The sequence below is a fragment of the Arthrobacter sp. L77 genome, from assembly GCF_000816565.1.
In the GTDB taxonomy this organism is placed as follows: Bacteria; Actinomycetota; Actinomycetes; order Actinomycetales; family Micrococcaceae; genus Arthrobacter_D; species Arthrobacter_D antioxidans.
Genome location: NZ_JWSU01000004.1, coordinates 220,607 through 244,236, shown reverse-complemented (window position 1 = coordinate 244,236; position 23,630 = coordinate 220,607). Strand labels below are relative to the sequence as shown.

The 23,630-nt window shown below is 70.6% G+C and carries 28 protein-coding genes; 13 read left to right on the top strand and 15 right to left on the bottom strand.

Annotated features, from left to right (window positions below; all coding sequences use genetic code 11):
* Positions 1-306 precede the first annotated feature (306 nt).
* On the top strand, positions 307-678 hold the full coding sequence (locus RY94_RS03665) for a hotdog fold thioesterase (RefSeq protein ID WP_082046142.1): 372 nt from the start codon (positions 307-309) through the stop codon (positions 676-678).
* On the top strand, positions 675-1,541 hold the full coding sequence (locus RY94_RS03660; RefSeq protein WP_052273899.1) for an SGNH/GDSL hydrolase family protein: 867 nt from the start codon (positions 675-677) through the stop codon (positions 1,539-1,541). Before RY94_RS03665 ends, RY94_RS03660 begins: the two co-directional genes overlap by 4 nt.
* On the opposite strand, the gene RY94_RS03655 is transcribed toward RY94_RS03660, so the two are convergent.
* Complete coding sequence (locus RY94_RS03655; RefSeq protein ID WP_052273898.1) at positions 1,538-2,371, bottom strand: tyrosine-protein phosphatase; 834 nt, start codon at positions 2,369-2,371, stop codon at positions 1,538-1,540. The genes RY94_RS03660 and RY94_RS03655 overlap by 4 nt on opposite strands.
* A 98-nt stretch (positions 2,372-2,469) precedes the next feature.
* Between RY94_RS03655 and RY94_RS03650 the strand changes: the two genes are divergently transcribed.
* Genes RY94_RS03650 through RY94_RS03635 form a run of 4 tightly spaced genes read left to right on the top strand, consistent with a single transcriptional unit; the run spans position 2,470 to position 5,986 of the window.
* Entirely contained in the window at positions 2,470-2,907 is a 438-nt protein-coding gene (locus RY94_RS03650; RefSeq protein WP_043441910.1) for a VOC family protein, read from the top strand.
* A 49-nt stretch (positions 2,908-2,956) separates the two neighbouring features.
* Positions 2,957-3,910 (top strand): 1,4-dihydroxy-2-naphthoyl-CoA synthase, encoded by a 954-nt coding sequence (locus RY94_RS03645; RefSeq protein WP_043441907.1) that lies wholly within the window; start codon positions 2,957-2,959, stop codon positions 3,908-3,910.
* Positions 3,911-3,917: 7 nt separating this feature from the next.
* Complete coding sequence (locus RY94_RS03640; RefSeq protein ID WP_082046031.1) at positions 3,918-5,048, top strand: AMP-binding protein; 1,131 nt, start codon at positions 3,918-3,920, stop codon at positions 5,046-5,048.
* A 50-nt stretch (positions 5,049-5,098) separates the two neighbouring features.
* Positions 5,099-5,986, top strand: a complete 888-nt coding sequence (locus RY94_RS03635; RefSeq protein WP_043441904.1) for a 1,4-dihydroxy-2-naphthoate polyprenyltransferase — start codon at positions 5,099-5,101, stop codon at positions 5,984-5,986.
* Positions 5,987-6,134: 148 nt separating this feature from the next.
* Here RY94_RS03635 and RY94_RS03630 read toward each other — a convergent pair whose 3' ends face one another.
* Positions 6,135-6,440 (bottom strand): DUF4229 domain-containing protein, encoded by a 306-nt coding sequence (locus RY94_RS03630; protein WP_043441901.1) that lies wholly within the window; start codon positions 6,438-6,440, stop codon positions 6,135-6,137.
* 30 nt (positions 6,441-6,470) lie between these two features.
* Here RY94_RS03630 and RY94_RS03625 point away from each other — a divergent pair, with 30 nt between their 5' ends.
* Positions 6,471-6,917: a PLD nuclease N-terminal domain-containing protein gene (locus RY94_RS03625; RefSeq protein WP_082046030.1), complete on the top strand. Its 447-nt coding sequence runs from the start codon at positions 6,471-6,473 to the stop codon at positions 6,915-6,917.
* A 227-nt stretch (positions 6,918-7,144) separates the two neighbouring features.
* On the opposite strand, the gene ccsB is transcribed toward RY94_RS03625, so the two are convergent.
* Genes ccsB through RY94_RS03600 form a run of 5 tightly spaced genes read right to left on the bottom strand, consistent with a single transcriptional unit; the run spans position 7,145 to position 12,098 of the window.
* The gene (ccsB, locus tag RY94_RS03620) at positions 7,145-8,170 is read right to left on the bottom strand and encodes a c-type cytochrome biogenesis protein CcsB (protein ID WP_043441897.1); all 1,026 of its coding nucleotides are present in this window, start codon (positions 8,168-8,170) and stop codon (positions 7,145-7,147) included.
* Complete coding sequence (gene resB / locus RY94_RS03615) at positions 8,170-9,891, bottom strand: cytochrome c biogenesis protein ResB (RefSeq protein ID WP_231554401.1); 1,722 nt, start codon at positions 9,889-9,891, stop codon at positions 8,170-8,172. Before resB ends, ccsB begins: the two co-directional genes overlap by 1 nt.
* 56 nt (positions 9,892-9,947) lie before the next feature.
* On the bottom strand, positions 9,948-10,703 hold the full coding sequence (locus RY94_RS03610) for a cytochrome c biogenesis CcdA family protein (RefSeq protein ID WP_043443461.1): 756 nt from the start codon (positions 10,701-10,703) through the stop codon (positions 9,948-9,950).
* 57 nt (positions 10,704-10,760) lie between these two features.
* On the bottom strand, positions 10,761-11,381 hold the full coding sequence (locus RY94_RS03605; RefSeq protein WP_043441894.1) for a TlpA disulfide reductase family protein: 621 nt from the start codon (positions 11,379-11,381) through the stop codon (positions 10,761-10,763).
* 39 nt (positions 11,382-11,420) lie between these two features.
* The gene (locus RY94_RS03600) at positions 11,421-12,098 is read right to left on the bottom strand and encodes a histidine phosphatase family protein (RefSeq protein ID WP_043441892.1); all 678 of its coding nucleotides are present in this window, start codon (positions 12,096-12,098) and stop codon (positions 11,421-11,423) included.
* Positions 12,099-12,249: 151 nt separating this feature from the next.
* Between RY94_RS03600 and RY94_RS03595 the strand changes: the two genes are divergently transcribed.
* Together RY94_RS03595 and RY94_RS03590 are read left to right on the top strand one after the other, a co-directional pair.
* Positions 12,250-12,807 (top strand): YceI family protein, encoded by a 558-nt coding sequence (locus tag RY94_RS03595; RefSeq protein WP_043441890.1) that lies wholly within the window; start codon positions 12,250-12,252, stop codon positions 12,805-12,807.
* Positions 12,808-13,006: 199 nt separating this feature from the next.
* Positions 13,007-13,606 carry a hypothetical protein gene (locus RY94_RS03590; RefSeq protein ID WP_043441887.1) on the top strand — a complete coding sequence of 200 codons (600 nt, stop codon included), beginning with the start codon at positions 13,007-13,009 and terminating at the stop codon, positions 13,604-13,606.
* A gap of 23 nt (positions 13,607-13,629) precedes the next feature.
* Here the strand turns inward: RY94_RS03590 and RY94_RS03585 are convergent, their stop codons facing one another.
* Positions 13,630-14,337, bottom strand: coding sequence for a redox-sensing transcriptional repressor Rex (locus tag RY94_RS03585; RefSeq protein ID WP_043441884.1), 708 nt, complete (start codon positions 14,335-14,337; stop codon positions 13,630-13,632).
* A 164-nt stretch (positions 14,338-14,501) separates the two neighbouring features.
* The gene (locus RY94_RS03580) at positions 14,502-14,765 is read right to left on the bottom strand and encodes a glutaredoxin family protein (protein WP_231554400.1); all 264 of its coding nucleotides are present in this window, start codon (positions 14,763-14,765) and stop codon (positions 14,502-14,504) included.
* Positions 14,766-14,843: 78 nt separating this feature from the next.
* On the opposite strand from RY94_RS03580, the gene RY94_RS03575 reads away from it, so the two are divergent.
* Complete coding sequence (locus RY94_RS03575) at positions 14,844-15,656, top strand: HAD family hydrolase (RefSeq protein WP_043441878.1); 813 nt, start codon at positions 14,844-14,846, stop codon at positions 15,654-15,656.
* 127 nt (positions 15,657-15,783) lie between these two features.
* Here RY94_RS03575 and RY94_RS17120 read toward each other — a convergent pair whose 3' ends face one another.
* The 4 genes from RY94_RS17120 to RY94_RS03560 all read right to left on the bottom strand — a co-directional run bounded on the left by RY94_RS17120 (position 15,784) and on the right by RY94_RS03560 (position 18,267).
* Positions 15,784-15,882 carry a 30S ribosomal protein bS22 gene (locus RY94_RS17120; RefSeq protein ID WP_003792170.1) on the bottom strand — a complete coding sequence of 33 codons (99 nt, stop codon included), beginning with the start codon at positions 15,880-15,882 and terminating at the stop codon, positions 15,784-15,786.
* 193 nt (positions 15,883-16,075) lie between these two features.
* Positions 16,076-16,288, bottom strand: coding sequence for a helix-turn-helix domain-containing protein (locus RY94_RS03570; protein WP_043441875.1), 213 nt, complete (start codon positions 16,286-16,288; stop codon positions 16,076-16,078).
* A 171-nt stretch (positions 16,289-16,459) separates the two neighbouring features.
* Positions 16,460-17,005 (bottom strand): ArsR/SmtB family transcription factor, encoded by a 546-nt coding sequence (locus RY94_RS03565; protein ID WP_043441872.1) that lies wholly within the window; start codon positions 17,003-17,005, stop codon positions 16,460-16,462.
* 59 nt (positions 17,006-17,064) lie between these two features.
* Positions 17,065-18,267 (bottom strand): acetoin utilization protein AcuC, encoded by a 1,203-nt coding sequence (locus tag RY94_RS03560; RefSeq protein WP_043441869.1) that lies wholly within the window; start codon positions 18,265-18,267, stop codon positions 17,065-17,067.
* Between the two features lie 136 nt (positions 18,268-18,403).
* On the opposite strand from RY94_RS03560, the gene RY94_RS03555 reads away from it, so the two are divergent.
* From RY94_RS03555 to RY94_RS03545, 3 genes are read left to right on the top strand one after another with little or no spacing between them, the layout of a single operon-like run.
* Complete coding sequence (locus RY94_RS03555) at positions 18,404-19,816, top strand: TrkH family potassium uptake protein (RefSeq protein WP_043441866.1); 1,413 nt, start codon at positions 18,404-18,406, stop codon at positions 19,814-19,816.
* Positions 19,809-20,477, top strand: coding sequence for a potassium channel family protein (locus RY94_RS03550; RefSeq protein WP_043441864.1), 669 nt, complete (start codon positions 19,809-19,811; stop codon positions 20,475-20,477). Before RY94_RS03555 ends, RY94_RS03550 begins: the two co-directional genes overlap by 8 nt.
* The gene (locus RY94_RS03545; protein ID WP_052273897.1) at positions 20,461-21,774 is read left to right on the top strand and encodes a glycosyltransferase 87 family protein; all 1,314 of its coding nucleotides are present in this window, start codon (positions 20,461-20,463) and stop codon (positions 21,772-21,774) included. The genes RY94_RS03550 and RY94_RS03545 overlap by 17 nt, the downstream gene beginning before the upstream one ends.
* Here the strand turns inward: RY94_RS03545 and proC are convergent.
* Both proC and RY94_RS03535 read right to left on the bottom strand, forming a co-directional pair.
* Complete coding sequence (gene proC, locus RY94_RS03540) at positions 21,743-22,597, bottom strand: pyrroline-5-carboxylate reductase (RefSeq protein WP_043441862.1); 855 nt, start codon at positions 22,595-22,597, stop codon at positions 21,743-21,745. The two genes, RY94_RS03545 and proC, sit on opposite strands and share 32 nt — an antisense overlap.
* Before the next feature lie 235 nt (positions 22,598-22,832).
* Entirely contained in the window at positions 22,833-23,630 is a 798-nt protein-coding gene (locus RY94_RS03535) for a sugar phosphate isomerase/epimerase family protein (protein ID WP_043441859.1), read from the bottom strand.

Sequence of the window (23,630 nt, the reverse complement as noted above, 5' to 3'; positions counted from 1 at the left end):
ACTCTGTGACGACCCCGGTGGGAGCGCTCTCACGCTGAGCCTCCATCCTGACTGTGACGTAGGACACTGTCAAGTGGGAGCGCTTCCACGGGCACCGGAACGACGCGGAGGTCAGCATCGCCGCAGGTCAGCGCAGGAAGTGCGAGGATCCCGTCATCGGATCGTTATGGAACGCACCTCCCGTGGGCCGGGCGCGCGGGCGCTACAGTGGCGGACGACCCCCGACCCCATCCGCAGGAGCAGCCCGCCGTGACGCATGAATCCCTTCCCCCCTGGACGATCACCCTCGGAGAGCTCGACGAGCGGATGGGAGTCGCCATCGAGGAACAGTCCGTCGAGCGGGTGGTGGCGACCATGCCCGTGGAGGGGAACCGCCAGTCCTTCGGGCTCCTCCACGGCGGAGCGTCCCTCGCCGTCGGAGAGGCCGTGGGATCGTGGGCCGCCGTGATCCATGCGTCAACCCTCGGGAAGACGGCGGTGGGCGTCGACGTGTCAGCGACGCACCACCGGAGCGTGAGGGAAGGCACCGTCACCGTCACGGCGACGCCCATCCACCTCGGCCGGACCCTCACCACGCACGAGGTCCTGATCACCGACGACGCGGGACGGCGCCTGTGCACGCTGCGCATCACGAACCTGCTGCTGGACCGGCCGATCCCCGGTACGGTGAGCCCATGAACCACACGAAGCACTCCACCGGGATCCGGCCCAGGCTGATCGCCCTTGCCGCAGCAGCCACGGCAGCCCTGATCGGGGGCACCGCAGGCCCCGTGGCAGCCGCACCGCCGGCACCGCTGTCCTATGTGGCGCTCGGGGATTCGTACGCCTCGGGTTTCGGCGCCGGGTCCTACGTGAACGCGTGCGGCCAGACGCCCCTGGGGCTGCCCGGGATCCTCGACACGAAGAAGCAGGTGGAGCTGGTGGCCGATGCCACCTGCGCCGGCGCGAAGGCGGCCACCGAGGCCGGGGGCGCCCTGGACCTGCCCGAACAGGTGGGACGCGTCGTCACCTCCGGCGCCCTCTCCCCGTCCACGGACCTCGTGACCATCTCCGCCGGCGGGAACGACGCAGGCTTCGGGCAGGTCGCCGGAGTGTGCGCCACCCGTCCCACGGCGGAGTGCGAGCAGTTCATCGCCGCCCAGAACGCCACGGCCCTGCCGATGCTGGGACGCACGCTCGACGCGCTGTACAGCACCATCGGCTCCGCGGCGCCCCATGCCACCGTGGTGGTCACCGGCTATCCGCACCTGTTCTCCCCCGAGGCGGGGACTCCCGTCCTGCTGCCCGTCGCCTCGCAGGCCGCGTTCAACGACGGCACGGACGCCGTGAACGCGGTGATCAGGAGCCGGGCCGAGGCGCACGGCTTCACGTTCGTCGACCTGGTGCGGAAGTTCGAGGGGCACGGGCTCGGATCCGCGGATCCCTGGATCACCTTCCGGCCCGGCGCGGTGGACAACCTGCACCCGACGGACGAGGGCTACCGGTCCGGCTACTTCCCCGCCGTGCGCAGCTCCGTGAACTTCTCCCGGCTGCAGCGCTAGAGGGGCCAGGCGGGGTGCGTCAGGCGCGTTCCCAGGGCAGTGAGCTCCTCCGCCGCCAGGCCGGCGTCGCGGAGATAGCGCGCGGCGTCGAGCGATGACAGCAGGTCCCCGAGCTGCCTCCGCGCGCCCGTGAGCCACGTCGCGAGCTCGTCGTCCGTCCTCGGCGTCTCGTGCGGCGTCTCCTGGCCGCGGTAGCGCTCGTTCATGGCGGTGACGGCCCGCTCGTAGTCGGCGATGATCGCCGAAGGCCCTATCCCCGCCGCGCTGAGCAGCACGGCCACCACGAGCCCGGTGCGGTCCCTCCCGGCGGCGCAGTGGACCACCACTCCCCCGGCAGGAGCGGTCACGAATGCCCGGGCCACGCGGGCGAACTTCTCAGGCCACCGCCGGAGGTTCTCCCCGTAGTGCTCCGGCGAGCTGAGATACGGTCCGCAGAGCGCCATGAACTCCCCGTCCGACTGGTCCTCCGTCGGGAGATTGTGGAACTCGAACCGCTCGACGGCGTGCGCGCCGACGAGCGGATCCGTTCCCCGGCGACCGCGCTCGAAGGGATGCCGGAGATCGACGACGGTCCGGACGCCCTGCTCCCAGGCCTGACGCCAGCCCGCCTCCGTGAGCCACTCGTTCCGGCCCATCCGGTAGAGCCGACCCGGCTGGACGGATCCCCCGACACCCCCGAGGTCCCGTGCATTCACAGCGCCATCCCAGCGGACGGCTCCCGCCGCCGGTCCGATAGCGGCGGTTCCCGTGGTGGCGGCGGTTCCCGTGGTGGCGGCGGTTCCCGTGATGTCGGCCGTGGTGTCGCTGCCGGAGAGCGGGGTAGCGTCCATGGCCGAAGCGTAGCAACCGCCGCAGGGGCCTCCCCACCGTCCGCGCGGCGTGCGGTCGGGCTCTTCCCCTCCCGTGCCGGGGGGCCTACCCTGCCGTCATGCCCTTCTCCATCCAGGTCTCGATCGACTGCAGCAATGCCCACGCCCAGGCGGACTGGTGGGCGGAGACGCTCGGCTGGGTCGTCGAACCCACCGACGAGGCGTTCATCGACCGGATGATCGCGCAGGGCCACGCGCGGGAATCGGACGTCGTCACGCACAACGGCTCGCGCGTCTGGAGGACCGGCGCCGGCATCTGCCGGGCGGACGACGTCGGCCGTCCGGGCCGCGAGCGCATCCTCTTCCAGCCGGTCCCGGAGCCGAAGACCACCAAGAACCGCGTGCATCTCGACGTCGACCTGGCCGGCGCCGACCGCGACACCCAGCGGGCGCGGCTCGAGGCGCGGGGCGCGCGCTACGTGGAGCAGCACTCCCAGGGCCCGTACGCCTGGTACGTCATGCTCGATCCCGAGGGCAACGAGTTCTGCATCGCCTGACCGGCGAGGGCCGCGGGCCCGGCCGGGCCCGCGCCGCTAGACTCGACGGGTGACTTCAGAGCTCCCCGCCAAGGTATCCGACATCTTCGACCCCACCCGCTGGCGGGTCGTGACGGGTTTCGAGGACTTCACGGACCTCACCTACCACCGCCAGGTGGAGCGCGACGCCGACGGCGGGATCGTCCGCGACCTGCCCACCGTGCGGATCGCCTTCGACCGCCCCGAGGTGCGCAATGCGTTCCGGCCCGGGACCGTCGACGAGCTGTACCGGGCCCTCAACCACGCCCGCATGACGCCGGACGTCGCCACCGTCCTGCTCACGGGCAACGGGCCCAGCCCGCGCGACGGCGGTCACTCCTTCTGCTCCGGCGGCGACCAGCGGATCCGAGGCCGGGACGGCTACCGGTACGCGGAGGGCGAGACGAAGGAGACGATCGACCCCGCGCGGGCCGGACGCCTCCACATCCTCGAGGTGCAGCGGCTGATCCGCACCATGCCGAAGGTGGTCATCGCCGTCGTCAACGGGTGGGCCGCCGGCGGCGGGCACAGCCTGCACGTCGTCGCGGACCTGACCATCGCGTCGGCGCAGCACGGCAGGTTCAAGCAGACGGACGCCACCGTGGGCAGCTTCGACGCCGGCTACGGCTCCGCCCTCCTGGCCCGCCAGATCGGCCAGAAGAAGGCGCGGGAGATCTTCTTCCTCGCCCGTGAATATTCCGCGCAGGACATGGTGGACATGGGCGCGGTCAACGAGGCCGTGGACCACGGGGAGCTGGAGGTGACCGCGCTCGCGTACGCGGCGGACATCGCCCGGCAGAGCCCGCAGGCCCTCCGGATGCTCAAGTTCGCCTTCAACCTGGCCGACGACGGCCTCGCCGGCCAGCAGGTCTTCGCAGGCGAGGCGACCCGCCTCGCGTACATGACGGACGAGGCGGTGGAGGGCAAGGAGGCGTTCCTCGAGAAACGCGCCCCCGACTGGTCCTCGTTCCCCTACTACTTCTAGGAGCGGCGTGGAACTCCTCCCCGTGCACACCCCCGAGGGCTTCGACGCCCTCGGGCTGCTCAAGCCCCTCGCCGCGGCCCTCGCCGGCGAGGGTCCCGCCGTCGCCCCCCACGTGAGGTCGGACCAGGTGTTCGGCCGGGAACTGCCCAATGACGAGATCGCAGCGGTCATCAGCACCTCGGGATCCACGGGGACCCCCAAGCAGACCATGCTCAGCGTCGACGCGCTCGCGGCCTCGGCCATGGGCACCGCGTTCGCCCTGAAGGCGGAGGGGCAGTGGCTCCTCACGCTGCCCGTGCACTACGTCGCGGGCTTCCAGGTCCTCGTGCGTTCCCTGTATGCCGGGACGCAGCCGTGGGTCATGGACACCTCCGCGGGATTCACGCCGCAGGCCTTCACCGATGCCGCGGCCGAACTCACCGACCGCGTCCGGCTCACCTCCCTGGTGCCCACGCAGCTCCACCGGCTGCTGGCCGACCCGTCGCCCGAGACGCTCCGCCTCCTGCGCCGCTTCGACGCCATCCTGCTCGGGGGAGCCCCGGCCGGGGCGTCCCTGCGGTCCCTCGCCCGCAGCCAGGACCTGACAATTGTCGAGACCTACGGCATGAGCGAGACCTGCGGCGGGTGCGTCTACGACGGCACACCGCTCGACGGCGTCGAGCTCCGCTCCGTGGACGGCCGGCTGCGCATCGGCGGCCCCGTTCTCGCCGCCGGCTACCTCGACGCGCCCGGGCTCACCGAGGAGAAGTTCGTCTTCAACTCCGGTCAGCGCTGGTTCGTGACCGACGACGCCGGGGAGGTGGCGACGGACGGTTCCGTGACCGTGCACGGCCGGCTCGACGACGTCATCATCACCGGGGCGCTCAAGGTCTCCGCGACGAGGGTCTCCGACGTCATCCAGGCGCTGCCCGGTGTCGAACAGGCCATGGTGCTCGGGATCCGCAGCGAGGAGTGGGGCACGGCGGTCGCCGCGGCAATCGTGGGCGACATCGACGCCGACGTCGTCCGGCAGGCGGTGCACGTGGAACTGGGGGCGCACGCCGTCCCCAAGGCCATCGTGACGCTCGACGCCCTTCCCCTGCTGCCGGGCGGCAAGCCCGACCGCCGGACCATCCACACGCTCCTCGAACGCGCCTAGCCGTTTCGGGGAGATCCCGCACCGACGCACCCGACCTGAAGGACTGACCCGTGGCGACTGCCGCCCAGTGGCTCGAAGGAGCCCGCCCCCGCACGCTGCCGATGGCGTTCGCCCCCGTGATCGTCGGCAGTGCTGCGGCCGTCGGGCTCGGATCCTTCAAGCCCGTCCACGCGCTGCTGGCGTTGGTCGTCTCGGTGCTCCTGCAGGTCGGCGTGAACTACGCCAACGACTACTCCGACGGCATCCGCGGGACGGACGACGTCCGGGTGGGACCGCTGCGCCTGACCGGCTCGGGGGCAGCGCAGCCCCGGCACGTGAAGCTCGCCGCCTTCGCCTGCTTCGGCCTCGCCATGCTGGCCGGGCTGGTCCTGATCCTGCTGTCGCAGGCCTCGTGGATCCTGCTGCTCGTCGGCGTGGGCTGCATCGCGGCCGCCTGGGGCTATACGGGCGGCAAGAACCCGTACGGGTACCGCGGGCTGGGCGACGTGTTCGTCTTCGTGTTCTTCGGGCTGGTCGCCACCCTCGGCACCACGTTCACGCAGGCCGGCCAGCTCAGCGCCGCGGCGTGGATCGGTGCGGTGAGCACGGGGCTCATCGCCATGGCCCTGCTGATGGCCAACAACGTCCGAGACATCCCCACCGACACCGCCGTGGGGAAGAAGACCCTGGCCGTGAGGCTCGGCGACACCGCCGCCCGGATCAGCTACGTGGTGATGCTCGCCGCCGCCGTCCTGCTGCCGCTGTTCCTGAGCGGCGAGTATCCATGGATGCTGCTCGTCCTGCTGCTCGTCCCGGCCTGCCTCGCGCCGAGCCGGCTGATGCTCACCGGCACCCGGCGCACGAGCCTGATCCCCGTCCTCAAGCAGACGGGGCTGATCAACCTGGCGTTCAGCATCCTGTTCGCGGCGGGCATCGTGATCACGCGGGCCCTCGGCTAGCAGTGCTCCCGGCGGCTACCGGCCGGTAGCCGCCGGGGTTCGGCGACCGGTCGCGTGCGTGTACGACCGGTGCGCAGCCGCTTGGTGCTCGCCCCTCACGGTACGGCGCTCCGTGCTTCCGGCGGCTGCGGCGACAGCGGGATGCGCTTCAGGCGGCGTCGCGGCGCGGCTTGCGGTCGGCGTTGACGGGCATGTTGGGGTCGAGGGCGTCCTCGGCGGCGGCGTCGTCGAGCTCGACGGCGGTCCGGACCGGAGGGGCGCCCGGCGCCATGCGGCGCTGCAGGGTGGCCGCGGCGGCATCCCGGAGATCCCGGGCGAACAGGTAGGTCACGCACCAGGCGAGGATGGCGGCCACGACCGCCGAGAGGAAGAGCCCGAGGCCCAGCAGCACGCACGCCACGTAGAAGACGACGATCAGGAGGAGTCGGAGGGCGGTGAATTTGAGGAAGGCCACGCTCCAAGTTTACTCGCCTACAATTGGCGCATGCCCCGCCTCCTGCTGTTCGCCGCGATCCTCGGAGTCGCCGTCATCATCTACGCGCTGATCGACTGCGTCATGAGCCGAAAACACGAAGTGCGGAGCATCTCGAAGACCGCGTGGTTCATCACCATCCTGATCCTCCCGCTCATCGGGGCGGGTATGTGGTTCCTCCTCGGCCGCCCACGCAGCGAGCGGCCCCCGGGCCCGCGCCGCCCGGCACCCCGCCAGCCGACGGCCCCCGACGACGATCCCGCCTTCCTGCAGAACCTCGAGACCCAGCGGTGGCAGCAGGCCCGCGAGCAGGAGAGGCGCCGCCGCGAGCAGGAGCAGAAGGAGCGCGAGGCCAAGGCCCGCGACGCCGGGAAGAACGAGCCGGCGCAGGACGACAAGCACGACGGCGACGGCAACGACGACGCCGGGTCCGGCCCCACGGGAGCCCACCAGCCCTGACGGCCATGCCGTGCGGAGGTGGCCATGACGTCACCCTCACCGCACTTGCTCCCACCGGACGAGGCCGTGGAGTGGGAATGTTCGAACCCTCCCACTCCGTGACGGCGCGGACCGGGACGAAGCGCCGCGGCACCCGACCAGCGTTCGGACACGGAAGAGCCCCGCAGCAGGAGCTGCGGGGCTCTCCTGTGTCCGGGGGGCCTCAGCCGATTCTCGGAGCTGGGGCGTCAGACCCCCGAGTAGCTGTGGAGGCCCGAGAAGTAGATGTTCACGATCGTGAAGTTGAAGACGATGCAGAGGTAGCCGACGATCGAGAGCCATGCGGCGCGGGTCCCTGTCCAGCCGCGTGTCGCGCGGGCGTGCAGGTAGCCCGCGTAGACGGTCCAGATCACGAAGGTCCAGACCTCCTTGGTGTCCCAGCCCCAGTACCGGCCCCAGGCCTGCTCGGCCCAGATGGCACCGGCCATGAGGGTGAAGGTCCAGCCCACGAACGCGATGGCGTTGAGGCGGTAGGCGAGGTTCTCGAGGCTCAGCGCGGAGGGCACCAGGCGCAGGAACTTCGCCGTGTCCGCCTTGCCCGCGACGAGCTTGGCCTCCCGCGAGGACTGGAGGAGCTGCAGCACCGACATCGCGAACGTGATGGTGAACAGCGCGGAGGAGGCCACGGCGATGGAGACGTGCACGATCAGCCAGTAGCTCTGCAGCGCGGGGATGAGCCGTGCGACGGGCGTGGGGAAGCCGACGGTGGCCGCGCACAGCATGACGACGACGAGCCCGACCACGAAGGACCCGACGAAGCGGAGGTCCTTGCGGGTGAGCGTGATCAGGAAGATCGCGGCGACGAGGAACGCACCCGTGGTGCAGAACTCGTACATGTTGCCCCATGGCACGCGGTTCGCGGCGATGCCGCGGGTGACGACGGCGGCACCGTGGATGACGGCGGCGAGCACCGTCAGCGCGACGGCGATGCGCGCGGCGCCACGCCGCGGACCGGAACCGTAGTCCATCGAGTCGTCGGCGGTGGCGGGAGCGGTCGGCGCGGCGGCCGACGTCGAGCCTCCGCGCGCACCGACGCCGGCGAGGGCGGGGGCGGCCTTCTCCTGGGCGAGCCGGGTCTCGAGCGAGCCGATGGTCGTGCTCGAGCGCACGAGGTCGAGCACGAAGAAGATCAGGGCCGCCACGTAGGCGATGGAGGCCAGCAGCATGAAGAGCTCACTGACCTGCCCGAGCTCTGCGTTGACTGGTTGTGGCATCAGTTGTCCTTTGAGTTGTGGTGCGACTGCCCCGTGCCTGCTGCCGACGACGCGGCCTCCGGCACCTTATTCTCTCCCGTGCCGCCCGGCACCGCCCAGCGGTCCGTGAGCAGCTTCTCGACGGCCTGGCCCTCCGCGGGCAGCCGGTGGTCCTCGCCGCGCGCGAGCAGCCCGTACTCGACCATGAGGCGGCCGTCGGGGTGCTGCCCGGTGCGGACCCAAAGCCGGCGGCGTCCGATGAACAGGGACGCCGTCAGGCCGAGCAGCGCGAGCGTCGAGAAGACGAGCGCGCCGACCTCCCCGGGGTCGTGGTGTATGTCGAGGGCCGCGTACCGCTTCAGCCCGTCGAACGTGATCGACCCCTTGCCCTCGGGCAGGTCGTAGGTCTGGCCCACGCCGAGTACGATCCCGCCGTCGTCGCTGGAGCGGCTGTTCAGTTCCGTCAGGTTCTCGGTGTCCAGGACGTACACGTTCTCCGGGGTGCCGTCGTCGAGCCCGAGGTCCCCGTAGTAGGAGTTGAGGTTGAGCTGCGGGTTGAAGGGGTCCGGGTCCCGGGAGAAGGACACACCCTGCTCGTCCACGAACGCCGTGGGGAGGAAGAAGCCCACGAACCCGAGCTGGTCCGGCTTGGCGTCCGGGGCCTTGATGACGATCAGCGACGTGTAGAGGCCGTCCGACGGTACCGAGACGACGGGCCCCTCCGAGGCGATGTTGCCCTCGCCGTCGCGGACCGTCACCACCGGCGCGTAGCCGTTGCCCACGAGGTACACGTTCGTCCCGCCGATCGTGATCGGTGCGTTGACCTTGAGGACCTGGGACTCCTCGGCCGCGCCGGGGCCGTCCTGCGTGGTCACCTCGGCGGTGAAGTCCAGCGGCTGGCCGTAATGGCTCTCCTGGTCGCGGTCGAAGCGGACGTCGAAGGAGTCCAGCCGGAGGGAGTACGGCTCGAGCCGGTCGTCGGAGAAGTTGGAGCCCGGGTTGAAGGAGTCGTAGCCGATCAGGGTGTTGACGAAGCTGTCGCCCTCGACCACGACCTTCTGGCCGTTGTAGCCGAACAGCCCTCCGACGGCCACCGAGACCAGGACCCCGATGAGGGAGGTGTGGAACACGAGGTTGCCGAGTTCCTTGGCGAGTCCGCGTTCGGCACCCACCGAGGGGCGGTCGGTGTCGGCGTCCCGCACGTCCACGCGGTAGCCGCGCTTCCGGAGGATGGCCGCGGCCTGCTCGGCGGCGATGGCGGGGGTGAGCCCCGCCCCGCGGGCCTGGTCCGACGGCACTTCGAGCGTGCCGTGGACGGGCAGGCGCGAGAGCCGCTTCGGCGTGCGCGGCGGGGTGGAGCGCACCGCCCTGAAGTGCGCGATCGCGCGGGGGATCACGCAGCCGATGAGGGAGACGAACAGCAGGAGGTAGATGGCGGAGAACCAGACCGACGAGTAGACGTCGAAGAGCTGGAACCAGTCGAGGACGGGCCCCGTGTCCGGGTTGTCCTGGATGTACTGCGTGACGATGGCGGGATTGGCCGGGCGCTGCGGGAACAGCGAGCCGGGAACGGCGGCGACGGCGAGCAGCAGGAGCAGGAAGAGTGCGGTGCGCATGCTCGTGAGCTGCGTCCAGGCCCACCGGAGGGTCCCGAGGAATCCGAGGGAGGGCAGGACGACGTCGGACCGGGCCGTCGAGGCGCCCGGCCTGTCCCTCGTGTCCTGTGTGACGTCCTGCTTCACTGTGGGCCTTCCATCAAGTCGATTCGATTCCGTGCCGTGCCGTGCGCGTCCGCCGATCAGATCGGGAGGACGACGTTGCCGATCAGGAGATCCTGCAACTGGGTGATCCAGAGGTTCCAGACGCCCGTGACCATGAGGACGCCCACGAGCACCAGGAGCCCTCCCCCGGAGCGCTGCAGCAGGAGCCGGTGCTTCCGGAAGAACGCGAGCGCACCCATGCCGCGCCGCACGCCGAGTGCGATCAGCAGGAAGGGCAGACCGAGCCCGAGGCAGTACACGAAGGTGAGCACGGCGCCCTTCAGCGCTGTGGCGTCGTTGCCGGAGATGGCGAGCAGCTGCACCGCGCCCAGGGTGGGCCCGATGCACGGCGCCCAGCCGAGCCCGAAGGTCACCCCCAGCAGCGGAGCGCCCAGGAGCCCCGCCGGGACCCGCGCATGGAGGCGGCTCTCCCGTTGGAACCAGGAGAACCCGCCCATGAAGATGATGCCGAGGAGGATCACGACGACGCCCAGCACCTGGAGGAGCCATCCCTGCGAGACCCGCAGGAAGGCTCCCAGTTGGCCGAAGAGCGTCCCGTAGGCCATGAAGACCACCGAGAAGCCGACCACGAACAGGCCGATCCCGGCGAGCATGCGGCCTTTCCTCTGCTTCTCCAGGTCGACGCCGGTCAGTCCCGTCACGTACCCGAGGTAGCCCGGGACCAGGGGCAGGACGCAGGGAGAGACGAAGGAGACGAGGCCCGCCAGGAGGGCGACGGGCAGCGCCAGGAGCATGGAGCCGTTCAGGACGGCGTCGGCGAAGGCGTTGCCCACGGCGAGAGGCATCGACGCGGCCAGCGGCCCCGTCATCGGCATGCCCGGCGCGGCGCGCTATTCGGCGAGGGCATCGGAGATCAGGGCCTTGAGCGTGCTGCGGTCCGCGAGTCCGAGGATCCGAGCCGAGACGCGCCCCTCGCGATCCAGCACGATCGTGGTGGGGACAGCCTGCGGCGGGACGTACTGCGTCATGTCCAGCAGCACCCCGCCGTCCTTGTCGGCGAAGCTCTGGTACGGGATGTCGAAGCTGCGCTCGAAGGCTTCCGCCGTGGCCTTCTCGTCGCGGATGTTCACGCCGTAGAACGCGGCGCCCTGCGGCGCGTAGTCGTCGTGCAGCGAGACGAGGTCGGGTGCCTCCTCGCGGCAGGGGGCACAGGCGGCATACCAGAAGTTGAGCACGGTGACCTGGCCCTCCCACTCGGCACTCGACACGGAGGTGCCGTCGAACAGGGTGCCGGACACCTCGACGGGCTCTCCCCTGTCGCTCGCCGCGTACTCGGTGACGGAGCCGTCACCCGCGATGTAGTTCTTGCCGTCCCCTGCCGCGGCCTGCTGCGCCAACGGATCCTCCGCCGCGCAGGACGTCAGCGCGAGCGAGACCGGCACGGCGAAGGCCAGCGCCGTACGCAGCGTGAGCAGGCGGCGGCGCGGTGCGGGACGGACGGGTGTGATCACGGCTTCTTCCGTTGATTTCTACGACGTGTAGTAATTCTATTACGCGCCGGGGACATTCGCCGCCTCGGGCAGCAGGTCGGCGCACGGCTCCGCGTAGCGGACGCGCCGGATGGTCTCGCCGTCGAAGTCGAGGGACGTGACGGACGTGAGCGTGCATTCACGCTGACGCGGGTCGTGCCAGAGCCGGCGGTGCTCGGCGGCGAGCCTCGTCACCCAGATCGGGAGCTGGTGGCTGACGAGGATGGCCTCCGCGGGGCGGCCCTCCCCCCTGTCGGCACCGAGCTCGAGGGCCAGCCGCCGCGCGTCGTGGACTCCCGCCATCATGCGTTCGACCTGCAGGCGGTAGGGCTCGCCCCAGGAGGGGCGGAGGGGATTGACGAGGAACGGCCAGTTGCGGGGCTGCCGGAGCCTGCTCTTGATCCCGGACATGCCCTCGAAGCGGTTCTCCGCCTCGATGATGCGCTCGTCGGTGGCGATCGCGAGCCCGAGGGTGTCCGCGAGCGGCTGCGCCGTCTCCTGTGCACGGTCGAGCGGCGAGGCCACGAGGTGCACGATGTCGGCGCCGTCGTCGCGCCGTGCCTGGAAGTACCGGGCCATCTGCGCGGCCATCTGACGGCCGAGATCGGAGAGATGGAACTCGGGGAGCCGTCCGTAGAGGACTCCCTCGGGGTTGTGGACCTCACCGTGGCGCACCAGGTGGACGGTTGATCGCTGCATCCTTCCAGTTTCACGCATGCTGCGTGCGACGGCCAATCGATACTTGCGCGGGGGTTTGTTGAACGTTTTACTGATGCATGGAATAAAACATGCATATGCATGCTTCTAGTCCCTGTAAGCATCCGCCAGCCACCCTTCTCAGGAGTTCCCCATGACTGTCCCCTCAGGCCTCACCTCCGGCACCTGGTCCTTCGACCCCTCCCACAGCGAGGTGGGCTTCAGCGTCCGCCACGCAGGCATCAGCAAGGTCCGCGGCTCGTTCAAGGACGTCGATGCCGCACTCGCCGTCGGCTCGTCGCTCGAGGACTCGAGCATCTCCGCGACCATCAGGACCGCATCCTTCACCTCCGGCGACGAGAACCGCGACGGCCACGTCAAGGGCGCCGACTTCTTCGACGTCGAGCAGTTCCCCGAGATGACCTTCGTCTCCACCTCCCACGAGGGCTCCGGCGAGACGTACCGGATCAACGGTGACCTCACCATCCGCGGCATCACCAAGCCCGTGACCCTCGACGCCGAGTTCAACGGCGTGGCCGTGGACCCCTTCGGCGCCACCCGCGCCGGCGTCTCGGCCTCCACGAGCATCTCGCGCAAGGACTTCGGCCTCACCTGGAACGCGGCCCTCGAAGCCGGCGGCGTCCTCGTCGGCGACAAGGTGACCATCACCATCGAGGCCGCCTTCGTGGCCCCCGCGGTCGCCACGGTCTGATCCGCCACCCGGGCCACCGCCCGCCCGCAGGCCCCCACGGCCGGCGTCGTCCTCCCGACGACGCCGGCCGTCGGCGTTTCGTCCCGCCTTCGGGGGGAGCCCACGAACTAGGCTGACGGTGACCACATCCACGGGGGCCGCGTCCATGGGGGGCACCACCGGCCGGATGACCACTACCTGATCAGCGAAGGACGCGACGATGAGCACACCACAGGACACCCCGAACGGGCAGGACAACGGGCCCGCCTGGAACGCCCCGGGAGCGGGCGGCACCGGCCGGAACCCCTCTTCCCAGCAGGCCCCGTCCCCGAACTACGCCTACCCGGCGTCGGGCGCGCCGGGTCTCGCCGAGAAGGGGCCCGCACCGAAGGAGGTCCAGCGGGCGTACTACCTCATCCTCGCTGCGGGCGTCCTCCACTTCCTGTCCTCCGTCGTCGGGGTGACGGAGATCCCCGAGGGCGCCGGATCATCGGTCCAGATGGTGTCCCAGCTGCTGTTCGCGGCCCTCGCGGCCGCGGTCTACGTGGTCCTGGCGATCTTCATCCGGCGGGGCCGCAACTGGGCCCGCATCACCGCGACGGTCCTCGCGGCCCTCAATGTGCTGGTGACCGTCGGCGGCCTGCTGCTCCTGCCGCTCGCCAATCAGGCCGTCGAGGCCTCAGGCCAGGAAGCGGTGCCGGTCTCCGGGCTGTCGATCACACTCAGTGTGATCGTCCTGCTCCTGGGCGTGGCAGGCGTCGTCCTGACCTACCTGAAGCCGGCACGGCCGTACTTCGCCCCGCAGAAGCTCGGGTACTGAGGCGCAGGCGCTCGTGACCCCGCCTACTGGGCGCGGGAGACCGGACCGAGGTCCGGCTCCTGCGCCCTTTGTGCGTGGTAGGCCAGGATCTGGAGCTCGGTGGACATGTCCACCTTGCGCAGCTGGACGTGCGGCGGCACCTGCAGCACCACGGGCGCGAAGCTGAGGATGCTGGAGATCCCGGCCGCGACGAGGCGGTCGCACAGCTCCTGGGCGACTGCTGCGGGAACCGCGAGCACCGCCATGTTGGTGCGGGTGCGCTCCAGCACCGCCTCGAGGTCGTCGACCGCGCTGACCCGGAGGTAGCCCACCTCGGACCCGACGACCAGCTGGTCGGCGTCGAAGAGCGCCACGATCTCGAACCCGCGCGAGCCGAACCCCGAGTAGCCGGCGAGGGCCCGTCCGAGGTTGCCCGCGCCGAGGATCGCGACACGCCAGTCGAGCGTGAGCCCGAGGGCCACCGAGATCTGCCGGTTGAGGTACTGCACGTCGTACCCGACGCCCCGGGTGCCGTAGGACCCGAGGTAGGAGAGGTCCTTGCGGAGTTTGGGCGAGTTCACTCCGGCGGCATCCGCGAGTTCCTCGGAGGACACCCGTTCGATGCCCTCGGCGAGCAGGGAATTCAGCGCCCGCAAGTAGATGGTGAGACGCGCGACCGATGCGGGAGGGATGTGGCGCGCCGCCTCGTCCACGGGGTGAAGGCCTGGCCTGTCCGGCGTTGTCACTGTCATCGGCTCCGTTGCTAGCACCGCCGCGCCCGGTCCGGGAGCTGCGGTTCCGGGGTCCCTCGGCGTCGGGGGCGGAAGTACCACCCACTGTATGCCGACGACGCGGGGCCTCCAAGCCGGGCGATGGGCATCGTGGGGGGACCGGAGGGGCGGCCGGTCGGGGCCCGTCAGGCGCCGGCCAGCAGCCGCCTCAGCCTCGCCTCGTCGATCGACCAGAAGTCCCGCTGGACGCCGTCGATGAACAGGACGGGCAGTTCCTCCGCGAAGCGTGCACCGAGCGCGGGGACCTCGGCGGCGCTCACCTCGCGCCAGCCCAGGCCGAGGTCGTCGGTCACCCGCCGCACGACGGCGCGGGCATCCTCGCAGAGATGACACCCGGGTCGAGTGAGGAGCACCACGCCGGTGCCGGGCATCTCCGCAGGGGTTTGCATCCCTCCACGGTACTGCGCCCGCGCGGTGCCGGCAGCAGAGGCCGTCGGGGGGCGGAACCGAAGAACTAGACTCGGAGCATGCCGGACGCCGCCCGGGTCACGCACCCCATCCTCCAGCCTTCGGCGACCGTCGCGGGCGAAGCAGCCTTCTTCGACGTGGACAACACGCTGATGCGCGGCGCCAGCCTGTTCCATGTGGGCCGCAAGATGTACCAGCGCAAGGCCTTCACGCTGCGCTTCGCCGCGGGCCTGGCGTGGAAGCAGCTCCGCTTCATCATGCGCGGCGAGACGATGACGGACGTGAACTCGGTGCGCGACGCCGCCCTCGCCTTCGCCATCGGGATCGCCCACGAGGACATCCTGGCCCTGGGCGAGGAGGTCTACGACGAGATGATCGCGTCGAAGATCTGGCCCGGCGCGCGCGCCCTGGCCGAACAGCACCTCACCTCGCACCGGCAGGTCTGGCTGGTGACCGGCACCCCCGTGGAGGTGGCCGGCGTGATCGCGAGCCGCCTCGGGCTCACCGGGGCCCTCGGCACCGTGGGGGAGGTCGCCGACGGCCTCTACACCGGCAGACTCGTCGGCGAGTTCCTCCACGGGCCGGCCAAGGCCGTCGCGGTGCTGGAACTGGCGCAGCGGGAGAACCTGGACCTCTCGCGGTGCTGGGGCTACAGCGACTCCTACAACGACATCCCGCTGCTGACCGCCGTCGGGCATCCGGTGGCCATCAACCCGGACGCCCGGCTCCGCCGCCATGCCCGGGCGAACAACTGGCCCGTCTACGACTTCCGCAGCGGACGGCGGGCCGCGACCCTGGGCCTGCGCGCGGCGACCGTCGTCGGATCCGTCTACGGGCTGTGGCGCGGGTACTCACGGTTCAGGAGCCACTGACCCCGGACGGGGCCGGGGGCCCGGCCGACGACGGAGAGTCCGCCAGACGACGACGGCCCGGCTTCCACGCCGAGAAGGCGGGAATCCGGGCCGGTCGGCACGCTCCGGCTCTGGGCCGGGCGCCTGCCTACTTCTTGTTGCGGCGCTGGTGACGGGTCTTGCGAAGCAGCTTGCGGTGCTTCTTCTTTGCCATACGCTTGCGGCGCTTCTTGATTACTGAACCCATAGAGTCCTCACAAACTGTTGTGTTGCCAGGGCGGACTGCGGCGAAGAGCCTCGGGCACGCCCTGGTGATGACGAAAGGCGCATGCCTGGTGGCAGTTGCCCGTTTGATGCAATAAGTCGAGCAGGCTCGAAACCCGCCCAAAACGCTCCTTAACAGGGTACATCCGTTTGCGGACCCCACGGACGACCGGCGATCAGGCGGTCTCGGACTGCCCGTCGACCTGCGCCTGGCGGAGGAAGTCCTCCACCGCGGACTCGGGGACACGGTAGGAGCGGCCGAACTGGACGGCCGGCAACTCTCCTGCGTGCACGAGCCTGTACACGGTCATCTTCGACACGCGCATGAGTCCCGCGACTTCCGCGACCGTCAGGAACTGCACATCCGAGACGTTGTTCCCGTCTGCCATCTCACCACTATTCCTTTGCATGGAGGCTTGCACTTCACCCTGGGATCGGCACCGGAGACCTATCCGGAGGGTGACCGTTCGGCGTGTCGCCTTGAAGCAAAAGGATAATCCGCCTAAGGATCCATTCTAGGGGCAGATGTGACTGGAGTGAAAGACGGCCGACCCGCCGGACTACGACGACGGATCGCGGCGCCGGCGCAGCTGGGACAGCAGGTCCGCGGCGCGTTCCGCCGCCCGACCCATGGTCCGGCCCATCGGCGGACGCGGTGCGTCCGGTCCGCCGGACGCCGGAGGCGCCACCAGGACCGCGGCGGCCAGCGCCGTCGTGTCCTCGGTGACGGGCGCAGCGGTCGTCTCCGGTTCGAGCACCGCGACGACGTCCGCCACCGTCATCACCTCGGAGGACTCCCCCTCCGGACGTTCACCCCCGGAGGTCGCGGCGGAGACCGGGCCCGCGCTCGGCTCGAACCCGGCGAGCCAGTCGCGCACCAGGCCGAGCGGCGCGGTGTCCAGCGAGTAGTAGCGCTTCTGCCCCTGCGCCCGCATGCTCACCAGGCCCGCCTCCCGCAGCACCTTCAGGTGCTTCGACACCGTCGGCTGGCTGACCTGCAGTTCGATCACGAGCTCCCCCACCGCCTTGTCGCCGTCGCGCAGCTTCTCGAGGATCTGCCTGCGCGTTCCTTCGGCGATGACGGCGAATACATCATCGATTCCCATTCGCCCACCCTAGCGACATATACGCCACGCGGCATCCTGACGTGACCGGCGGGTCCCGGTCAATCGAACCAGGGGTCCAGTCCGTGGAGCGGGAACAGGGCCTTCCGGGTCGCCATCACCGTCCGGTCGAGGTCGTCGTTGGGGTCGTAGCCGATCTCCCACGAGCGCCACCAGATGTCTGCGCCGTCGCCCATCAGGCGGGGCGCCTCGACGCCGTGCCGCTCCAGCACGTACTCCCGCCAGACGGCCGGGACGGGCGTCGCCGGGCCCACCGGTGCGCCGGCGGCCACCGCGACGAGCAACGACCACGACCGCGGCACCACGCTCGCCAGGGCGTAACCGCCTCCCCCGGTCGCGATCCACCGCCCCCCGCACAGGCGGTCCGCCAGTTCCCGGACGCCCAGCATCAGCGCGTGCTGGGCGTCGACACTGACCCGCAGGTTCGTGAGGGGGTCCTCGCGGTGGGAATCACAGCCGTGCTGGCTCACGATGACCTCGGGCGCGAAGGCCCCGGCGAGCTGCGGCACGACGGCGTGGAAGGCCCGTAGTACCGCGGCGTCGCCGGCGACGGTGGGCAGCGCGACATTCACCGCGTACCCCTCCGCCCCTGGTCCCCCGGTCTCGCTGGCGAAGCCTGTGCCCGGGAAGAGGCTCATACCCGTCTCGTGCAGCGAGATCGTCATGACGCGGGGGTCGTCCCAGAAGATGCTCTGGGTGCCGTCGCCGTGGTGCGCGTCGACGTCGATGTAGAGGACGCGCTGGACGCCGCGGTCGAGCAGTCGCTGGATGGAGGCCGCGGCGTCGTTGTAGATGCAGAAGCCGCTGGCCCTGGAGCGGGCCGCGTGGTGCATGCCGCCGCCGAAGTTGACGGCCCTGACCGCGGAGCCCCGGATGATCGCCTCGGCCGCGTCGAGCGACCCGCCGGCGAGCCGGGCACTGGCCTCGTGCATCCCCGCGAAGGCGGGCGTGTCCTCCGTGCCGAGGCCACGGGCGGCATCCGAGGTGTCCGGGTTGCTGCTGACCTGGCGGACCGCCCTGATGTAGTCCGGACTGTGGACCGCCGCCAGGTCCTCGTCCGAGGCCACGCCGGGAGCGGCGACCGTCACGCCGTCGAGGTCCAGCAGCCCGCAGTCGCGCGCGAGCCGGGCCGTCAGGTGCAGCCGCTCCGGGTTCATGGGATGCTGGCCGCCGAAGTTGTAGGCCAGCATCGACTCGTCCCAGGCGACCTGGAGGGGCACCGCCGACCTTGAGTGCGTAGACATTCCTGAAAGGCTACGCGATGCGGGATATTCCGACGACGCACACCGGTGAGATGCTTTACTACTGCAAGGGACAAATCAGGCTTGGTTGCGCGCCGGTGCGGCGGTCGGACCAGCGGACAGGGCAGAGCGGACGTCAATGGTAGGTCAACAGCCGCGATGGCTGACGGACGATCGCCGCGGGTACATCAGGCTGCTGGCCTCGATCCGCGACTTCGCCGACTCCTTCGCCAACAGCTCACCCGCGCGCCTGGCCCTCTTCATCTTCACCGCCGTGATCCTGGTGTTCACCGCACTGCTGAGCCTGCCGATGTCCGCCAGCAGCGGCACCGTGACCCCTCTGCACGATGCCTTCTTCACGGCGGTGTCCGCCGTGTGCGTCACGGGCCTCACCGTGGTGTCCACGGCCACCCACTGGTCCTTCTTCGGCCAGTTCGTGATCCTGCTAGGCATCTTCATCGGTGGGCTCGGCACGCTCACGCTGGCCTCGCTGCTCGCGCTGATCGTGAGCAAGCGGCTCGGGGTGCGCGGCAAGCTGCTGGCCCAGGAGGCACTCAACAACGCGAGTCGCCTCGGCGAGATCGGTACGCTGCTGCGGATCGTCATCACGACCTCGGTGGTCATCGAGATCGTCCTCGCCGTCGTCCTCGTCCCCCGCTTCATGCTGCTGGGCGAGCCCTGGTGGCAGGCTCTCTGGCACGGCATCTTCTACTCCATCTCCGCCTTCAACAACGCCGGATTCACCCCGCACAGCGACGGCCTGGTCCCCTACGAGACGGACCCCTGGATCCTGACCCCACTCATGGTCGGGGTGTTCCTCGGGAGCCTCGGCTTCCCGGTGATCATGGTCCTCGTACAGGTGCGCCACCGCTTCACCAAGTGGACGCTCCACGCCAAGCTCACGGTGTCCGTGTCGCTGATCCTGCTCGTGGCCGGGACGTTCGCCTGGGGCGCGCTGGAATGGGACAACCCCGACACCATCGGCACGCTGAGCGTCTCGGACCGGATGATCCATGCCCTCTTCGCCTCGGTCATGACCCGCTCGGGCGGGTTCAACCTCGTGGACCAGAACGACATGACGACGACGACGATGCTCCTGACGGACGCCCTCATGTTCGCCGGAGGAGGCTCCGCGTCCACGGCCGGCGGCATCAAGGTGACCACCATCGCGGTCATGTTCCTCGCCATCGTGGCCGAGGCCCGCGGCGACTCGGACGTCCGGGCGTGGGGGCGGACCATCCCCTCCGGCGTCATGCGCGTCGCGATCTCCGTGATCTTCATGGGTGCCACCCTCGTCCTGATCGGGAGCGGCCTGCTCCTCCGTATGACGGACGAGCCGCTCGACAAGGTGGTCTTCGAGGTCATCTCCGCCTTTGCGACCTGCGGACTCAGCACCAACCTGAGTGCCGAGCTTCCACCCGAAGGAAAATACGTCCTGTCCGCCCTGATGTTCGCCGGGCGCATGGGCACCATCACCCTCGCCTCGGCCCTCGCGCTGAGGCAACGCAGCACGCTGTACCGCTACCCCGACGAGAGGCCGATCATTGGCTGAAAGACCCGCCCACAACGCACCCGTCCTCGTGATCGGCCTCGGCCGGTTCGGCGCGGCCACCGCGGAACAGCTCGTCCGCCAGGGACGGGAGGTCCTCGCGATCGAACGGGACCCGCAGCTCGTGCAGAAGTTCTCGGGCATCCTCACCCACGTGGTCGAGGCCGACGCGACGAACCTCGACGCCCTCCGCCAGCTCGGCGCCCAGGAGTTCTCGGCCGCCGTGGTGGGGGTCGGCACCTCGATCGAATCCAGCGTGCTGATCACCGCCAACCTCGTGGACCTCGGCATCGACCACCTGTGGGTCAAGGCCATCACGCCCTCGCACGGCAAGATCCTCAAGCGCATCGGCGCGAACCACGTGATCTACCCGGAGGCGGATGCCGGCCAGCGCGCCGCGCACCTCGTCGGCGGCCGCATGCTGGACTTCATCGAGTTCGACGACGGCTTCGCGATCGTGAAGATGTACCCGCCGAAGGAGACCCAGGGCTTCACGCTCGCGGAGTCCTCGGTGCGGTCGAAGTACGGCGTCACCGTGGTCGGCGTGAAGTCGCCGGGCGAGGACTTCACCTACGCACGCCCCGACACCAAGGTGTCCAGCCGCGACATGCTCATCGTGTCCGGGCACGTGGACCTGCTGGAGCGTTTTGCCGGCCGCCCCTGACCGCACGGAGGAGACCGGGGCGCCGGTGCGGCGCAGGCGCGGCTCCGGCGGATCCCGCCGTCGGACACCCACCCCCGCCGCTCGTCCGGCGGTCGGTCGGTGGACCGCCGGGCTCGGCGGCGCCCTCGTGCTCGCCGTCGTCCTGCTCGCCGCCGGGATCCACGGCCTGGACCTGTCGGTGTACCGCGAGGGGGCCCTCGCCCTGACCGGCCGCGCAGGCGGGAAGGACCTGTACGACGACGCCCTGATCCAGACCGACACGCGCGGCCTGCCCTTCACCTACCCGCCCTTCGCCGCCCTCCTCTTCGTGCCCCTCGCGCTCGTCCCGGAGGCCCTCGCCCTCGGGATCGTGACCGCCCTGACGTGCGCGTGCCTCGTCGGCGTGGCGTTCGTCGTCGTCCGCTACCTGCGCGCGGCGGGAGTGGCGGGGGCGGGGACACGGGCCGGCTGGCGGGGGCCGGCCGCCGTGCTCGCCGCCATGCTGCTCATCGGCGTCAGCGGGCCGTGGCGTGAGGGCCTCGGATTCGGCCAGATCAACGCCCTGCTGATGGTGCTGATCCTCGCCGACCTGCTGCGCTCCACCAGGCTTCCCTCGGGCGTGCTCATCGGGATCGCCGCCGGGATCAAGCTGACGCCCCTCGCGTTCGGCCTGGTCTTCCTCGCACGCCGTGACTGGCGGTCCCTGGCATGGCTGGCGGCGTCCTTCACCGGAACGGTGGGCGTGGGCTGGGTCCTCGCGCCCCGCGAGTCGGCGATCTTCTGGCTGGACGCGCTCTTCGACGCCTCGCGGGTGGGCGTGACGGCCGATCTCTACAACGTGTCCCTGAACTCGATCGTGGCGCAGTCGGGCCTGGCCGAGGACCTGCAGCGGCCCGTGTGGGTCGTGGCGTCCCTGGCGGTCGTCGCGGTCGGCTACCTGGCGATCCGCCGGGCGGACGACGACGGCGATACCGTGCGGGCGATCGCCGCGAACGCGGTCGTCATGCTCGCGATCTCACCCATCTCGTGGTTCCACCACTGGGTGTGGATCGCCCTCGTGTTCCCGGCCGGCTGGGTCCTCGCCCGGCAGCAGGCGGGCGCCCCGCGCGCGGCGGGCCGGGCGCTGCTCGCGCTCCTGGTGCCCGTGATGATGTTCTCCTCGATCACCGTCACCCTCACGCTCACCGGCGCGGTCTCCGGCGAGGGGCCGCTGCCGCTCCGGCTCTTCACCGCCCTCGGCGTGGTCCTGCCCGTCGCACTGCTCGTCCTGTGGTCGCTCCGTCCCGTCAGTCGGCCGGACCCGTCAGTTCCCGGGTGATCTCCGCCGCGCGGGCCGTGGCGGCGCGGGCGCCGTCCGCGACGATGCCGGGAAGGCCCAGCTCCTCGAAGGCCTCGATGGCGCTCTGCGTGGTCCCGTTGGGGCTGGTGACGGCACGGCGGAGGGCGGCGGCGTCCGCTCCCTCCTCGGCGAGCATGAAGCCCGCGCCCGCGACGGTCTCCCGGGCGATCAGCGCGGCCAGGCCGGCGTCGAGGCCCAGACCGACGCCGGCGGCGGCCATCGCCTCCGCCAGGTAGAACGCGTACGCCGGCCCGGACCCGCTGACGGCGGAGAGGGCGTCCACCTGGTCCTCGGGGATCTCGACGACCGTCCCGGCGGACGCCAGGAGCTCCCGGGCCTGCGCCATCTGCCCGGGGCCGGCCGCGGTCCCGGCAGAGATCGAGAGCACGCCCCTGCCGAGCCGCGACGGGGTGTTGGGCATCGACCGGATGACGGGCTGCCCCTCGGGGAGGACCGCCTCGATCATCGCGATCGTCACGGCCGCGGCGACGCTGAGCACGAGGGCGGTCGGCTTCAGGGACGGTCCGATCCCGCGGGCGAGCGCGACGGTGCCGGCGGGCTTGACCCCGAGGATGACGACGTCGGCATCCCGGACGGCGGTGGTGTTCGCGGCGTCGTCGTCCGTGGTGGCGAGGGCCGTGACGCCGTGCCGCTGCCGGAGTTCCTCGGCGCGCCCGGTGCGTCGGACCGTGGCGGTGACCCGTCGGGGGTCGAGGCCGGCGGCGAGGAGACCGGCCAGGATGGACTCGTTCATGGATCCGCAGCCGAGGAAGGCGATGCGCGGGGCGCCCGGGGTAGTCATGATCCCATCCTGCCATGGGGGTCTCACAGGCTACTCCCAGCCTGTGTGGTGTTGCAGCACAAGGAGGAGCCCTAGTGTGGGAGCTACCTCATAAGGGTGCGAGTGATGCGGCCGGAACTTCCTGATCCGGCCCGGCGTCGGTGGCACCGGATGGATTCCCCCACCATCCGGACCGTCCACCGGCGCCATTCCTCGTTATTGCGCCGTCCGGTCCCCGACCCGACGGAGCGGGACGTCAGTGGCCCAGGTGCTCCCGGGCGAAACGCAGCGTCTCCGCGAGCCAGTCCTCGCGCTCCCCGGCGGCCCGGGCGCGACGCGTGCTGACCTCCACGGCGACCACGCCGTCCCATTCCGACGCCGCGAGGTGCCCCAGCGCCTCCGCGCACCGCTGCTGCCCCTGGCCGGGGAGCAGGTGTTCGTCCTTGCCGTTGGGCGTGCCGTCCGTCAGGTGTACGTGGGCGAGCCTGCTGCCGAGCGTCCTGATCTCCTCGTAGGAGTCCATGCCGGCGATCGCGGCGTGCGAGAAGTCCCAGGTGATGCGCTCGTACGGCTCGGGGATCGGGTTCCAGTGCGGCAGGTAGGCCTTCGCCTCGCGGCCCCGGACCTTCCACGGGTACATGTTCTCGACGGCGATGTCGACGCCGTACTCGGTCGCGATGCGCGCGATGCCCTCGGGGAACGCCTCGGCGTACCCGGTCTGCCAGCGGAACGGCGGATGGGTCACGACGGTCGCGGCGCCCACCTCGGCGGCCATGGCCGCGGACATCTCGATCTTCGTCCAGGCCTTGCCCCACACCTGCTGGGTGAGCAGCAGGGTCGGGGCGTGGATGGCGAGGATCGGGAGCTCGTAGCGTTCACTCAGCGCGGACAGCTGGTTCGGGTCCTGGCTGACCGAGTTGTTGGTGACCATCACCTCGACGCCGTCGTACCCGAGGTCCTGGGCCAGCGCGAAGGCGTCGTGGACCGCGAGCGGGTAGACCGACGCACTGGAGAGGGCGACGGGGATGGAGGGCAGGCTGCTGGCGCGGGACAC

What these genes read in the sequence shown, in the direction of transcription:
- RY94_RS17120 (WP_003792170.1), bottom strand. Translation starts at nt 15,882, where the DNA reads ATGGGTTCAGTAATCAAGAAGCGCCGCAAGCGTATGGCAAAGAAGAAG.
- RY94_RS03665 (WP_082046142.1), top strand. Translation starts at nt 307, where the DNA reads ATGGGAGTCGCCATCGAGGAACAGTCCGTCGAGCGGGTGGTGGCGACC.
- RY94_RS03590 (WP_043441887.1), top strand. Translation starts at nt 13,007, where the DNA reads ATGAGCACACCACAGGACACCCCGAACGGGCAGGACAACGGGCCCGCC.
- RY94_RS03570 (WP_043441875.1), bottom strand. Translation starts at nt 16,288, where the DNA reads ATGGCAGACGGGAACAACGTCTCGGATGTGCAGTTCCTGACGGTCGCG.
- RY94_RS03575 (WP_043441878.1), top strand. Translation starts at nt 14,844, where the DNA reads ATGCCGGACGCCGCCCGGGTCACGCACCCCATCCTCCAGCCTTCGGCG.
- RY94_RS03655 (WP_052273898.1), bottom strand. Translation starts at nt 2,371, where the DNA reads ATGGACGCTACCCCGCTCTCCGGCAGCGACACCACGGCCGACATCACG.
- RY94_RS03625 (WP_082046030.1), top strand. Translation starts at nt 6,471, where the DNA reads ATGCCCCGCCTCCTGCTGTTCGCCGCGATCCTCGGAGTCGCCGTCATC.
- proC (WP_043441862.1), bottom strand. Translation starts at nt 22,597, where the DNA reads ATGACTACCCCGGGCGCCCCGCGCATCGCCTTCCTCGGCTGCGGATCC.
- RY94_RS03555 (WP_043441866.1), top strand. Translation starts at nt 18,404, where the DNA reads ATGGTAGGTCAACAGCCGCGATGGCTGACGGACGATCGCCGCGGGTAC.
- RY94_RS03600 (WP_043441892.1), bottom strand. Translation starts at nt 12,098, where the DNA reads ATGCAGCGATCAACCGTCCACCTGGTGCGCCACGGTGAGGTCCACAAC.
- RY94_RS03565 (WP_043441872.1), bottom strand. Translation starts at nt 17,005, where the DNA reads ATGGGAATCGATGATGTATTCGCCGTCATCGCCGAAGGAACGCGCAGG.
- RY94_RS03650 (WP_043441910.1), top strand. Translation starts at nt 2,470, where the DNA reads ATGCCCTTCTCCATCCAGGTCTCGATCGACTGCAGCAATGCCCACGCC.
- RY94_RS03585 (WP_043441884.1), bottom strand. Translation starts at nt 14,337, where the DNA reads ATGACAGTGACAACGCCGGACAGGCCAGGCCTTCACCCCGTGGACGAG.
- RY94_RS03560 (WP_043441869.1), bottom strand. Translation starts at nt 18,267, where the DNA reads ATGTCTACGCACTCAAGGTCGGCGGTGCCCCTCCAGGTCGCCTGGGAC.
- RY94_RS03660 (WP_052273899.1), top strand. Translation starts at nt 675, where the DNA reads ATGAACCACACGAAGCACTCCACCGGGATCCGGCCCAGGCTGATCGCC.
- RY94_RS03580 (WP_231554400.1), bottom strand. Translation starts at nt 14,765, where the DNA reads ATGCAAACCCCTGCGGAGATGCCCGGCACCGGCGTGGTGCTCCTCACT.
- ccsB (WP_043441897.1), bottom strand. Translation starts at nt 8,170, where the DNA reads ATGCCACAACCAGTCAACGCAGAGCTCGGGCAGGTCAGTGAGCTCTTC.
- RY94_RS03595 (WP_043441890.1), top strand. Translation starts at nt 12,250, where the DNA reads ATGACTGTCCCCTCAGGCCTCACCTCCGGCACCTGGTCCTTCGACCCC.